Source organism: Streptomyces sp. R28, from assembly GCF_041052385.1.
In the GTDB taxonomy this organism is placed as follows: Bacteria; Actinomycetota; Actinomycetes; order Streptomycetales; family Streptomycetaceae; genus Streptomyces.
This window is the reverse complement of the sequence record NZ_CP163439.1, coordinates 4,581,555-4,593,598: the sequence shown is the minus strand read 5'-3', so window position 1 is coordinate 4,593,598 and position 12,044 is coordinate 4,581,555. Positions and strand designations below refer to the sequence as shown.

Sequence of the window (12,044 nt, the reverse complement as noted above, 5' to 3'; positions counted from 1 at the left end):
CACTCTTCGTCTGGAAGTAGGGACAACGCCTCCAACCGTAAGGTCCGCGCCCGCGTCGAACACGCCTTCGCCCCGATCGAGACCTGGAAGATTCTTCGCGACTTCCGCCTGAAGGGAGAGGGAGTTCACCACGTCACGCATGGCCTCGTCCGCCTGTGCAACCTCGCCTTCGCCGGGTGATGCAAAAGCCAGCAAGTCACCCCGTGCGTCATGAATCATTTGCAGAGTAGGCCTTAGTGGAGAGAGATGGGGCCATCGGGAAGCCACCCCTCTACGTAGCCTGAGGCGAGGGGGACGACTCCCTCTGGCGAGACTTCCCGGTAACGGGACTTGAGTTCGCCGAGTCCCCACCTGGCATGTGTCCGAGAAGTTGCCTGAAGCGCATCGGACTCGTCAGAACTGATCCTCACGATCAATACGTGTGAAATGGTGTGGCGGTCGTGCTCCCAACAGTTGGGATCCTGTGTTTCAAGGACTCCATAGACAGATCCGAAGCGGGGGTTGGTGATGCGAAGCCGTTCGGCGAGGTAGTGAGCGGCTCCGTCTCGAAAGTCGGTGCCGGGAGCGAGCCATAGTTGAGGGATAGTCCAGCCGCTGCAGCAACCGCCGCACAGCATTAGGCGGTCCTGGTCATCGAGGAGGAGCAGGCGGACGCGGCGGTCGATGGGCTGCTGTGGGTTGGAGTAAGTGGGCACACAGCAAGACTGCGCAGATAGCTATTCAAGTAGCAAGTGGTGTGCCCTCCTATGGGTGAGCCCCTCACCCTCAGAGCGCCAGGCGCGGGCGGCCAGCTGGGGCGCCCTGCTATCGCGGGCGTGCACAGGTTGCGGTGTGTCACGCCTCGTTTTGCCGAGTGCGACACGGGTCGTGAGCTGCAAAAACACGGCAGAGGCGTTTGGAATTCAGCGCTGCGGCGTTTGGGGGCGTCGCATGGCATGAGGCCTGAGCTGCGATGACGGAATTTCCGACAGATCCCACGAAGGCACGGATCCGTGTCTCGTCGTTCGCCTCGGTTGTCGGTGATCGGCGGCGTGCCTCTTCGGTCTTCTTCGGTCTTCCTCGGTCGCCTTCGGCCGTCTCCGGGTCTTCCCCGGCCCCGCTTGACCTCAAGTTAACTTGAGATTTTACGTTGCTTGTGCGGGCCCATTCAGGGCCGATCGCGGACTTTCTCGGCTACTCGGAATCGAGGCACCTCCATGTCCCAGCCCCCACTCAAGATCGGCGTAATGATCGGCAGCGTCCGTCCCGGTCGTTTCGCCGACAAGGTCTCCCGTTGGTTCGTCTCCGAGATCGGTCGGCGTGACGACATGGAGACGCACGTCATCGACCTGTCCGAACCCGCTCTCGCCGCTGAACTCAAGCTCACCCTGGAGCAGACCGGCGCCCCTGACGACGGTGCCCCGACGTTGGCCGAGCGCATCGGTGGGCTCGATGGGTTCGTTGTCGTCACGCCCGAGTACAACCATGGGTACCCCGCCGCGCTGAAGCTGGCCATCGACTACGTCTACCGGGAGTGGCGGGCCAAGCCGGTCGGGTTCGTCTCGTACGGGGGTATGGCCGGCGGGCAGCGGGCGGTGGAGCAGCTGCGGCAGGTCTTCGCCGAGTTGCACGCCGTCACCCTGCGCGACACGGTCAGCTTCCACATGGCCTGGGAGCAGTTCGACGACGAGGGGCGCCCGTACGACCAGGACGGCACCGCCAAGGCCGCCGCCGTGCTGCTGGACCAGCTCGCCTGGTGGGGGCTGACCCTGCGTGAGGGCCGTGCCGTCAGGCCGTACGAGGGGTGAAGCTCAAGGCTCCAGGGGACGGCCCCAGGGGATGGACCTCGGGAGAAGGGGCTCCTGAAAAGGACGTCTCGAGAAAGGCCTCAGGAGACCGGAACCCGTGTGAATCGACCCGCCACCCCCAGGTCCCCCTCCACCCGCCCAGCCGTCTCCACCAGCTCCGGCAGCACCTCGCGCACGCACTCCTCCACCGACCGCCGCGCCGCGTGCATCGCCACGTTCACCGCGGCGACCACCCGGCCCGTCCGGTCCCGGACCGGTACCGCCACCGACCGCAGGCCCTCCTCCAACTCCTCGTCGACCAGGGCGTATCCGCGCTCGCGGACTTCCTCCAGCATCGTTGCGAGGGCCGAGGGGTCGGTGATCGTACGGGGGGTCAGCGGGTGCAGTTCGCCCAGGGCGGTGGCCAGCCGCCGTTCCCCGGGCGGGACATCCGCCAGCAGCACCCGGCCCAGTGATGTCGCATACGCCGGCAGCCGCGTGCCGATCGTGATGTTGACGCTCATCACGCGGCTGGTGGCGGCCCGGGCCATGTACTGGATCTCCTCGCCGGACGGGGTGAGCACCGCCAAGGATGCCGACTCGTGGACCCGGTCGGCGAGTTCGGCCAGGTGCGGGGTCGCGATCTGGGACAGGGACGTGCGGGACAGGGGCGGGTAGCCCAGCGACAGTACGCGCGGGGTCAACGTGAAGCCCCGGTTGCCCGACTGGCGTACCAGGCCCAGATGCTCGTAGGTGATGAGTGCCCTGCGTGCCGTGGCCCGTGCCAGGCCCGTCGCGCGGGCCACGTCCGTGAGCGTCAGCTCGGCCCGGCCCTCTCCGAAGGCGGTCAGTACGGTCAGCCCGCGCGCCAACGACTCGACGAACTCCCGGCCCAGTTCCTGCTTGGAGGCGCCCGTCCAGATCGCCAGGCCCGCCGGCGCCGCCCCGGACTGCGGCTGCGGTGCCTCGCGCAGCTCGCGTTCCATCTTCGCCACCGCCGCGCGCAGGCGGGGGAGGAGCGTGTCGCGCAGGTTCGCGGCGGTGTGGCGGCTGGTGTGGCTGACCACGTTCGCCACGCAGGCGATACGGCCGCCCGCGCGGGGATCCCGTACCGGTACCGATACGGCCACCAGCCCCGGCTCGATCAACTGGTCGTCCAGCGCCCAGCCGTCCTTGTGTGCGCGCTGCGCCCGGCGCTCGAAGTCCTCGTCGGGCGAGGCGTGTTCCCGGGGCGGTACGGCGGGAAAGTCCCGGTCCTGCGGGTCCGCCGCCCGGCGCTCGCGCCAGGCGTGCCACTCCGTGTCCGTCCACTCCGTCGCGAACAGCGGGCCCGGCGCGGTGCGTTCGGCCGGGAGCAGGTCGCCGATGCGGAAGCTGAGGGCCATCGCGCGGCGGCGGGTCGCCTGGTGGATGAAGCGGACGCCGTCGCGGTCGGCGACGGCCAACGACACCGACTCGTCCAACTCGTCGGCGAGCGCGTCCGCGTGGGAGGAGAGGAGGGCGGGCAGGCCCAGGGCGGCCAGGTAGGCGTTGCCCAGTTCCATCACGCGGGGCGCGAGGACGACGTCGCGGCCGTCGAGACGGACGTACCCCATGCGCGCGAGCGTGGACGCGATACGGTCCACCGTGGAACGGGCCAGTCCGGTGGCCCGCTCCAGTCCGCTCGCGCTCAGCGTGCCGTCGGCCTCGGTCAGCTGCCGCAGTACCGCGACGCCACGGATCAACGGCGTCCCCGCCTCCGCCGGTACGGCAGGGGCGGCGTCCATGGTCGTCTTCGCGGGCATCGGCTCTCCGGTACGGCGGTCTCAGCAGGCCTAACCGTAATGCGACCCACGCCCGCGTACGGCGACGTCGACCGACCCGCGCGTACTCGACACCCCGCACCCGCACCCGCACCCCACGCCCGGCGACCAAGCCGTACGCCCCCGCACCCCACGCCCGCAGCCCTCCTCCACCCCTACTCCCGAGTCACCCGCACCCGATACGCACCCCCCACCTCCGCTCCCACCACCGCAATCCGCACCCCCCGCTTCGCATCCCGGAATTCCTCCCCCGGCACGAACGTGGCGTCCGACAGTTCGGCGTGGACGTTCGGGCTGCGGGTGCAGCCGGCGCTGTCCTCTTGGGAGTCGTGGACCTTCACCGGGCCCATCCCGGTGTCCACGTCGGCGTCGACCTTGTAGATCAGGACGCCGGGGCGGCACACGGTCTCGTCGTTGCCCTCGCGGGTGCGCAGTTCGACGGCGTAGCCGCTGCGGCTGTTCAGCGGCACGAACACCAGCTTCGGGCCGCCCTTGAGGGCCAGCGGGGTCAGGGCGTACTCGGAGGTCCCGGTGTGGGCCGCGCACCGTACCTGCGCCGCGTCCAGCCAGCCCAGTTTCCACTTGTGCCAGCCGAGCAGGTCGTTGTTGGACCCCCAGTCCTCGCTCATGATGTCCCAGTGGCCGACCGCGCCCCCGCCCTCGGCGGTGTAGAGGTCCGGGAGGCCGAAGACGTGGCCGTTCTCGTGGGGGAGGACCCGGTAGCCGGTGCGGTGGTAGGTGCCGGAGCCGTCGTCCTGGCGGGAGTAGACGAAGGAGGCGTTGGCCACCGAGACGCCGTCGGCCACCGGGGCCTCCATGTTGCCGGCGAAGGACACCGACAGGACCGTGTCCAGGGCCGACGGTCCGGCGTTCGGCGTCACCAGCACGTTCAGGAAGTCGTACGAGCGGAAGTCCACCTTGGGATCGGCCGCGGCCACGATGTCCTGGACCAGTTCCCGGTACCCGGGGTCGAAGGGCGCGCCGCGCTCTATGCCGTACGCCCTGAAGGACTTGGGCATGCGCAGCCAGCCGGAGATCGGGGTCCGGGGGTGGTAGTCGAGGCGGCCGTAGGAGCTGGTGCGGAACCACTCCTGGGTCTTCGGGAAGAACTCCGCGAAACGGTCGAGCGCGCTGCCGGGGCCGGGCGAGTCGGGGAAGTCGACCATCAGGGTGAGGGCGCGGACGGTGCCGATGGAGCGGGCGTAGCCGCGCGGTGTCGGTACGCCCTCCGACATCTGGACCGTCGGGCGGCCGCTGATCATGCAGGGGCCGAGAGGGGAGGAGCGGGCCAGCGAGATCGGGCCCGCTCCGGTCGCCGTCGGGGTGCCCGCCGTGTGGTGCCCGGTGCCTGCCGAGGTGCCGACCGCCAGGGTCAGGGCGGTCACGGAGGCGAGGGCGGCCACACGGCGGGGGCGTATCCGAAGGCTTGGCTGCATGCATGGGCCCTTCAGTCCATGGCAGCCCGCCGGACCGCGTGCTGCACCCTCTCGATCACCCTGTGTCGAGGGATGCGCGGGCGCGCGCTGGAGGAGACCGAACGTGGGTTCTTGGAACACCGCGCTTGTGATTCAGGTCACATGAAACTTTTCGGAAGGCGGGAAATAACCGGGGACCCCTTCCCCGTTTAGCCATGTGTCCGAGCGAAACGGGGACACCTTCCCCGGATCGCCCCTCACTGGAACTCAGGAGTACGCCGTGCAGACCGCGACCCCCGTAGCGCGCAAGGCGACCCGGCCGCGCGCCGACGCCCTGCGCAACCGGGAGCGGATCGTCACCGCCGCCCGGGAGATGTTCGTCGAGTTCGGCCCCGATGTGCCGCTCGACGAGATCGCCCGCCGGGCCGGCGTCGGCAATGCCACGGTGTACCGCAACTTCCCCGACCGCGACGCGCTGGTCCGCGAGGTCGTCTGCTCCGTCATGGACCGTACGGTGGCGGTGGCCGAACTCGCGCTCGCGGAGACCGGGGATGCCTTCGAGGCTCTGGAGCGTTTTGTGCACGCCGCCGCCGACGAGCGGATCAGCGCGCTGTGCCCGATGGTCCAGAGCACCTTCGACAAGAACCACCCGGATCTGGAAGCCGCACGCGAGCGGGTCGAGCAGCTCGTCGGGGAGATCATGGGCCGCGCCAAGGCGGCCGGCCAGCTCCGCCCCGACGTGGATGTCGGCGACGTCATGCTCGGCGTGGCCCAGCTCAGCCGGCCTCCGGCCGGGACCGGGTGCGACATCGCCGACCGCTTCGTCCACCGCTATCTGCAGCTGTTCCTGGACGGGCTGCGGGCCCCGGCCCGTTCCGTCCTGCCGGGCACGGCGATGACCATGGAGGACCTGCGCCAGACCTGACCGATCAGTTCAGCGCACCACAGCAGTCACCACACCCCATCTCACCGGCCGTCACAGCCGACGAGCCGTCCCCTTTAGACACTCTTTTTCCGTCACGAAGTCCCGAAGTGGGTACCCCCATGTCCGAAACAGCCGCAAAGGCTCCAGGCAGCACCCTCGGTGCCGCCGATTCCAACCGCTGGAAAGCGCTCGTCTTCATCGCGCTCGCCCAGCTGATGGTCGTCCTCGACGCGACCATCGTGAACATCGCCCTGCCCTCCGCCCAGCAGGACCTGGGCATCTCGGACGGCAACCGTCAGTGGGTCGTCACGGCCTACGCGCTCGCCTTCGGTGGTCTGCTGCTGTTCGGCGGCCGGATAGCCGACCTGTGGGGCCGTAAGAACGCCTTCGTCGTCGGTCTCGTCGGCTTCGCCGGCGCCTCCGCGCTCGGCGGTGCGGCCACCAACGAGGCGATGATGTTCGGCGCCCGCGCCCTGCAGGGTGTCTTCGGCGCGCTGCTCGCGCCCGCCGCGCTCTCGCTGCTCGCCGTGATGTTCACGGACGCCAAGGAGCGTGCCAAGGCGTTCGGTATCTACGGTGCGATCGCCGGTGGCGGCGGCGCCGTCGGCTTCATCCTCGGCGGTGTGCTGACCGAGTACATGGACTGGCGCTGGACGTTCTTCGTCAACATCCCGTTCGCGATCGCCGCCGCGTTCGGCGCGTACTTCGTCATCCGTGAGCCGGAGGGCGGCCGCAACCGCAACCCGCTCGACATCCCCGGCGTCCTGCTGTCCACCCTGGGCCTGGTCGCACTGGTCTACGGCTTCACCCGCGCCGAGTCCGACGGCTGGGGCGACTCCGTGACCGTGGGCATGTTCGTCGTCTCCGCGGTCCTGTTGCTCGCCTTCGTCGTCACCGAGGCCAAGGTCAAGGCCCCGTTGCTGCCGCTGCGCGTGGTGACCGACCGCAACCGCGGCGGCATCTACCTCTCGCTCGGTATCGCGATCATCGCGATGTTCGGCACGTTCCTGTTCCTGACCTACTACCTGCAGATCGTGAAGGGCTACTCGCCGATCAAGACCGGCTTCGCCTTCATGCCGATGATCGTCGGCATGATGGTCGGCTCGACCCAGATCGGCACCCGTCTGATGACCCGCGTCCCGGCGCGGCTGCTGATGGGCCCCGGCTTCCTGGTCGCCGCGGTCGGCATGCTCCTGATGACCCAGCTGGAGATCGGCTCGTCGTACGCCTCGACGATCCTGCCCGCGATGCTGCTGCTCGGTCTCGGCATGGGTACGGCGTTCATGCCGGCCATGTCCTTGGCCACCCTGGGCGTCGAGCCCCGGGACGCGGGTGTCGCCTCCGCGATGGTCAACACCTCGCAGCAGGTGGGCGGCGCGATCGGCACGGCCCTGCTGAACACCATCGCCGCCTCGGCCACCACCTCCTACATCGCCGACCACATCGGCTCCGCGAGCTCCCGCTCGCAGCAGCAGCTGGTCCAGCTGGAGGGCATGGTGCACGGCTACACCAACGCGATCTGGTTCGCCGTCGGCATGCTGGTGCTCGCCGCGGTGATCGTCGTGACCTTCGTCAACGCCGGCCGCCCGGACGGTACGGCGGTCGCGTCCTCCGAGGAGGGCGCCGAGGGCGAGGTGCTGGTGCCGGTCGTCGCGCACTGAGGCCGACGACGACCGCACGGTCGTACTCCTTCGGGACCAGGCGTACGTACGGGGATGGGGACGCTCCGTACGTACGGCCCTGAGGACCTGCCCCGGCTCGCTGCTGAATGAGCGGTTCAGCGGAGCCAGGGCAGGTCCGCACCTGCTTCGCTGGGCTGCAGGCCCTCGGCGACGATCCGCATGATCTCGCCGAGGGCCTTTTGCTGTTCGGTGGTGAGCCGGTCGAACACCGCCTGGCGCACGGCCTCCACATGGCCCGGTGCGGTCTCCCGCAGCACCTCCAAGCCCGCGTCGGTCAGGACCGCGAACTGGCCCCGCTTGTCGTCGGGGCAGTCCTCGCGCCGGACCCAGCCGTTGCGCTCCAGCCGGGCGATGGCGTGCGAGAGACGGGAGCGGGTGATCTTCGCGTACATCGCCAGCTCGGTCATCCGCAGCCTGCGGTTCGGGGACTCGGCCAGCTTGACCAGCAGACCGTAGTAGACGTGCGGCATGCCCGCGTCTCGCTGGAGCTGGCGGTCCAGGTGGTCTTCGAGCAGGGTGGCCGCGTCGATGTAGGAGCGCCATACGCGCTGCTCATCGTCGGTGAGCCAGCGCGGCTCCGCCGCCGATGCGGCTGCGGGCGAGGGTGGTGCGGAAGTCGATGCCGTATTCATGCACTCCACTGTACGAGAGCTCTCCTTGAAATTTTAACTACTGCGGCGTACCGTCTTTTGAGTAGATAAGCTTTAGATTTGAAGCAAATAACGCTTCAGGTCTCCGGAGGGAGTCACCGCCATGTCCGCCGCCACGCAGGAGCGCATGCCCGCCCTCTATCTCAGCCACGGCGCCCCGCCCCTCGCGGACGACCCCGTCTGGCCCGGAGAGCTCGCCGTCTGGTCCGCCGGGCTGCCGCGCCCCAAGGCGATCCTGATGATCTCCGCCCACTGGGAGGAGGCCCCGCTCGCCATCGGTGCCACCGAGACCGTTCCTCTCGTCTACGACTTCTGGGGATTCCCCGAGCACTACTACAAGGTGACGTACGCGGCTCCCGGCGCGCCCGAACTTGCCGAGTCCGTCCGGAAACTGCTGCGCGCCCCCGGCATCCCCGTGCAGGACATCCCCGACCGCGGCCTCGACCACGGCGCCTACGTCCCGCTCGTCGAGATGTACCCCGAGGCGGACATCCCCGTCCTGCAGGTCTCCATGCCGACCCTCGACCCGGTGAAGCTGATGGAGATCGGCCGCAAGCTGGCGCCGCTGCGGGACGAGGGCGTGCTGATCGTCGGCTCCGGCTTCTTCACCCACAACCTCGCCGCCCTGCGGCAGGGCGGCATCCCCGCCTGGTCCGTGGAGTTCGACGACTGGGGCCGCCGGGCACTGGAGAGCGGCGACTGGGACGCCCTGCTGGACTTCCTCCACAAGGCGCCGGCGGGTCGCTACGCCCACCCGCGCACCGAGCACTTCGCCCCGCTGTTCGTGACGATGGGCGCGGCGGACGCGGCCGGTGAGCCGGCGGCGCAGAAGTCGGTGATCGACGGGTTCTGGATGGGGCTGGCGAAGCGGTCGGTGCAGTTCGGCTGATGGGTGCGGTTCGGCTGGTCGGTGCAGTGCGCCTGCTTGCTGCTGTTCGGCTGATCGGCGCTTGCGGCTGATCGGTGCGGTCCGGCCGGTGCGGTGGAGGCTGAGGGGCCGGGCCTTTCGCGCGGCTCAGAGCTCCTTCTCGTACCAGGCGACGTCCCAGTACCGGCCGAACTTGCGGCCCACCTCGCGGTACGTGCCGACGTGCCGGAACCCGAACCGCTCGTGCAGCCGCACGGACGCCTCGTTCGGCAGGGCGATCCCGGCGTAGGCGCGGTGCAGGTCCTCGTCCGCCAGGGCCTCGAAGAGGGCCTCGTAGAGGAGGCTGCCGACGCCGCGCCGGCCGGCGTCCGGCGCGAGGTAGATCGTGACCTCGACGGAGGTCTCGTAGGCGGGCTTCGCCCGGAAGATGCTGGATGTGGCGTAGCCAAGAATCCGCTGTGAGTTGCCTGCGGGGCCGCTCTCCACGGCAACCATCAGCCGGTGCGGCCCGTCTTCAGGGTGGGAGAGCAGCCAGGGGCGGCGCTCTTCCGGCGTGAAGACCGCGGTATCGAATGTGATGGGCGTCTCACGTACATAGTGGTTGTAGAGGTCGGTGAGGGCTTCGAGGTCACTCTCGACTCCTGGTCTGACCTGCACCTCTGTACGTGCCGACGACATCCATGCCTCCTCGCGTGGCCGGACAGGGTACTGCAAGATCAGAAAAATATGGGGGCGGGTTGGGAATTCTGTCCTGATTCCAGTCGTTGTTTCCATCGAACGGCGGGCACTCGAGAAGAGTCCCAAGCGTTCAAGAACCACCCGCCAGTCCACATCGCAAGGGAGCACGCATGGCAACCCGTGCCGTCGCCCGTCGTCAGTCCGCCACTGGCGGGACCGACGCGGCAAGCAGTGTTCGCGCCCATGGCGGCGAGATCGCGGACCGCGACCTGGTCGGCATGTACCTCGACGAGATCGCGCGTACGCCGTTGCTCGACGCAGCCAAAGAGGTCGAGCTGTCGCAGATCATCGAGGCGGGTGTGTTCGCAAAGCAGGTCCTCGACGGCTGCGAGGAGGCCAGGGCGGACGCCACCCGCGACGAGTTGGAGGCCCTGGTCGCCGAGAGTGAGCGGGCCAAGGACGTCTTCATCCGCTCCAACCTCCGCCTGGTCGTCGCCGTGGCCCGCCGCTACCCGCGCAGCGGCCTTCCCCTCCTCGACCTGATCCAGGAGGGCAACGCCGGCCTGGTGCGCGCGGTGGAGAAGTTCGACTACCGCAAGGGCTTCAAGTTCTCGACGTACGCGACCTGGTGGATCCGTCAGGCCATCACGCGCTCGATAGCCGACCAGTCCCGCACCATCCGTCTCCCCGTCCACCTGGTCGAGGAACTGGGCCGCATCCGCCGCGTCCAGCGCGAGTTCAACCGCGAGCACGGCCGCGACCCGGAGCCCGCGGAGATCGCCGCCGAGCTCGGCTCGAACCCGGACCGCGTGATCGACGTCCTGGACTGGGCCCGCGACCCGGTCTCGCTGAACATGGCGGTGGACGACGAGGGCGAGACCCAGTTCGGCGACCTGCTGGAGGACACGTCCGCGGTCTCCCCGGAGCAGTCGGTCCTCACGCTCCTGCGCAGCGAGGAACTGGACGACCTGATCGGCCGCCTGGACCAGCGCACGGCCTCCATCATCAAGATGCGCTACGGCATCGAGGACGGCCGCGAGCGCACCCTGACCGAGGTCGGCAAGGAGCACGGCCTGACGCGCGAACGCATCCGCCAGATCGAGAAGCACGCCCTGCTGGAGCTGAAGAAGCTGGCGCACAGCACTGGCTTCGACGCGGCCGCGTAGCCCCTGCGGCCGCAGGGGCGGGGGCGTACGAGCCGTGCGGGCGCGTACGCCGGGTGGCCAAAGACCGCGCAAACATGGCGATGTAACGCCGCTTCAAGGCGCGGGGCACCGGGAACAAGACCTGCAGGTAAGGCAGTTCGGCTCCTGAGGCGACCGCCCTCGGGCCCCCGGACAAGGACCACGGCGCCCCGCCGGCCGACCATGACCATACCGAGTACCGACAGACCAAGTCCCGACGCACTCCCCCCGGCGCCGGGACTCTCCCCGAGCCGGGCTTCGGCGCCTATCCCCCCTGGGTGCCGGGGCCCGGCTCTTTTCGGTCACCGGGCACGCAGACGGGTGGGCCACCCCGTACCTGAACCACGGGGTGGCCCACCCGAATGGCAGATTGTGTCACATCGGCATAGCCTGCCGAACGTGAGCAGCCCCACCCCCGCCCACCCTTCCGCCACTCCGTCCCTCACGGAGCGACGCAAGGCAGCGACCCGCATGGAGATCGCCCGCGCCGCGGCCGCCCTCTTCGTGAAGCAGGGTCTACGGGCCACCCGAGCCGAGGACATCGCCCAGGCCGCCGGCATAGCGCCGCGCACCTTCTACCGCTACTTCGCCACCAAGGAGGAGGCGGTGGCCCCCCTCTACGCGGCCGGCGCCGACCGCTGGGCAGAAGCAGTCCGCACCGCCCCACCGGAACTACCCGTCTCCCAAGCCCTGGAACACGCGACCCGCCACATCCTCACCCCGGACGCCGGCGTCTCCGCACGCTCCTGGGAGTGGGTCCGCACGCTGGTCCGCCTGGCCGACTCGAGCCCCGCGCTGCGCAAGGTGTGGGCGGAGGCGTGCCATGAGGCGGAGGCAAGGCTCGCGGAGATCCTGGCGAGGAGAAACGAGGGCGACGACAACGTTGCCGCCCCTGCCCCCGGCCTCCGCTTCGCCGCCGCGGTGGCAGCCGCCTCGGTACGCGTGGCCGTAGAAAACTGGGCAGCGGGAGACGCCCCCGCACAGGGCGCGGAGGGCCCCGCCCCCCTGGCGATGCGCAACCTGGCGGCACTGAGGGACTTCCCGTGGGAGGACATCACGGCACGCCCGGCGTGA

10 protein-coding genes and 1 pseudogene are annotated in these 12,044 nt (G+C 69.3%); 7 read left to right on the top strand and 4 right to left on the bottom strand.

Going from position 1 to position 12,044, the window contains the following annotated elements; translation table 11 throughout:
- Positions 1 to 24: 24 nt before the first annotated feature.
- Together AB5J49_RS20220 and AB5J49_RS20215 are read left to right on the top strand one after the other, a co-directional pair.
- Positions 25 to 180: pseudogene (locus tag AB5J49_RS20220) on the top strand (IS5/IS1182 family transposase); the annotation flags it as partial.
- Positions 181 to 1,196: 1,016 nt separating this feature from the next.
- Positions 1,197 to 1,787 carry an NADPH-dependent FMN reductase gene (locus AB5J49_RS20215; RefSeq protein ID WP_369170033.1) on the top strand — a complete coding sequence of 197 codons (591 nt, stop codon included), beginning with the start codon at positions 1,197 to 1,199 and terminating at the stop codon, positions 1,785 to 1,787.
- An 80-nt stretch (positions 1,788 to 1,867) separates the two neighbouring features.
- Here AB5J49_RS20215 and AB5J49_RS20210 read toward each other — a convergent pair whose 3' ends face one another.
- Both AB5J49_RS20210 and AB5J49_RS20205 read right to left on the bottom strand, forming a co-directional pair.
- The gene (locus tag AB5J49_RS20210) at positions 1,868 to 3,550 is read right to left on the bottom strand and encodes an IclR family transcriptional regulator C-terminal domain-containing protein (RefSeq protein ID WP_369170032.1); all 1,683 of its coding nucleotides are present in this window, start codon (positions 3,548 to 3,550) and stop codon (positions 1,868 to 1,870) included.
- A gap of 173 nt (positions 3,551 to 3,723) precedes the next feature.
- Entirely contained in the window at positions 3,724 to 5,004 is a 1,281-nt protein-coding gene (locus AB5J49_RS20205) for a M6 family metalloprotease domain-containing protein (protein WP_369170031.1), read from the bottom strand.
- A gap of 259 nt (positions 5,005 to 5,263) precedes the next feature.
- Here AB5J49_RS20205 and AB5J49_RS20200 point away from each other — a divergent pair, with 259 nt between their 5' ends.
- Both AB5J49_RS20200 and AB5J49_RS20195 read left to right on the top strand, forming a co-directional pair.
- Complete coding sequence (locus tag AB5J49_RS20200) at positions 5,264 to 5,908, top strand: TetR/AcrR family transcriptional regulator (RefSeq protein WP_369170030.1); 645 nt, start codon at positions 5,264 to 5,266, stop codon at positions 5,906 to 5,908.
- A gap of 119 nt (positions 5,909 to 6,027) precedes the next feature.
- Positions 6,028 to 7,569, top strand: a complete 1,542-nt coding sequence (locus AB5J49_RS20195) for an MFS transporter (RefSeq protein ID WP_369170029.1) — start codon at positions 6,028 to 6,030, stop codon at positions 7,567 to 7,569.
- A gap of 116 nt (positions 7,570 to 7,685) precedes the next feature.
- Here AB5J49_RS20195 and AB5J49_RS20190 read toward each other — a convergent pair whose 3' ends face one another.
- Positions 7,686 to 8,222 carry a MarR family winged helix-turn-helix transcriptional regulator gene (locus AB5J49_RS20190; protein WP_369170028.1) on the bottom strand — a complete coding sequence of 179 codons (537 nt, stop codon included), beginning with the start codon at positions 8,220 to 8,222 and terminating at the stop codon, positions 7,686 to 7,688.
- A 121-nt stretch (positions 8,223 to 8,343) separates the two neighbouring features.
- Between AB5J49_RS20190 and AB5J49_RS20185 the strand changes: the two genes are divergently transcribed.
- Complete coding sequence (locus AB5J49_RS20185; RefSeq protein ID WP_369170027.1) at positions 8,344 to 9,129, top strand: dioxygenase; 786 nt, start codon at positions 8,344 to 8,346, stop codon at positions 9,127 to 9,129.
- Positions 9,130 to 9,255: 126 nt separating this feature from the next.
- On the opposite strand, the gene AB5J49_RS20180 is transcribed toward AB5J49_RS20185, so the two are convergent.
- A complete protein-coding gene (locus AB5J49_RS20180) occupies positions 9,256 to 9,786 on the bottom strand; it encodes an N-acetyltransferase family protein (RefSeq protein ID WP_369170026.1) in 531 nt (176 codons plus the stop codon).
- A 170-nt stretch (positions 9,787 to 9,956) separates the two neighbouring features.
- Between AB5J49_RS20180 and AB5J49_RS20175 the strand changes: the two genes are divergently transcribed.
- Together AB5J49_RS20175 and AB5J49_RS20170 are read left to right on the top strand one after the other, a co-directional pair.
- Positions 9,957 to 10,952, top strand: a complete 996-nt coding sequence (locus tag AB5J49_RS20175; protein WP_369170025.1) for an RNA polymerase sigma factor RpoD/SigA — start codon at positions 9,957 to 9,959, stop codon at positions 10,950 to 10,952.
- Between the two features lie 417 nt (positions 10,953 to 11,369).
- Positions 11,370 to 12,044 (top strand): TetR/AcrR family transcriptional regulator, encoded by a 675-nt coding sequence (locus AB5J49_RS20170; protein ID WP_369170024.1) that lies wholly within the window; start codon positions 11,370 to 11,372, stop codon positions 12,042 to 12,044.

Bases quoted from the DNA above. Each gene is read 5' to 3' on its own strand.
- AB5J49_RS20215 (WP_369170033.1), top strand. From the start codon at position 1,197: ATGTCCCAGCCCCCACTCAAGATCGGCGTAATGATCGGCAGCGTCCGT.
- AB5J49_RS20210 (WP_369170032.1), bottom strand. From the start codon at position 3,550: ATGCCCGCGAAGACGACCATGGACGCCGCCCCTGCCGTACCGGCGGAG.
- AB5J49_RS20205 (WP_369170031.1), bottom strand. From the start codon at position 5,004: ATGCAGCCAAGCCTTCGGATACGCCCCCGCCGTGTGGCCGCCCTCGCC.
- AB5J49_RS20195 (WP_369170029.1), top strand. From the start codon at position 6,028: ATGTCCGAAACAGCCGCAAAGGCTCCAGGCAGCACCCTCGGTGCCGCC.
- AB5J49_RS20190 (WP_369170028.1), bottom strand. From the start codon at position 8,222: ATGAATACGGCATCGACTTCCGCACCACCCTCGCCCGCAGCCGCATCG.
- AB5J49_RS20185 (WP_369170027.1), top strand. From the start codon at position 8,344: ATGTCCGCCGCCACGCAGGAGCGCATGCCCGCCCTCTATCTCAGCCAC.
- AB5J49_RS20180 (WP_369170026.1), bottom strand. From the start codon at position 9,786: ATGTCGTCGGCACGTACAGAGGTGCAGGTCAGACCAGGAGTCGAGAGT.
- AB5J49_RS20175 (WP_369170025.1), top strand. From the start codon at position 9,957: ATGGCAACCCGTGCCGTCGCCCGTCGTCAGTCCGCCACTGGCGGGACC.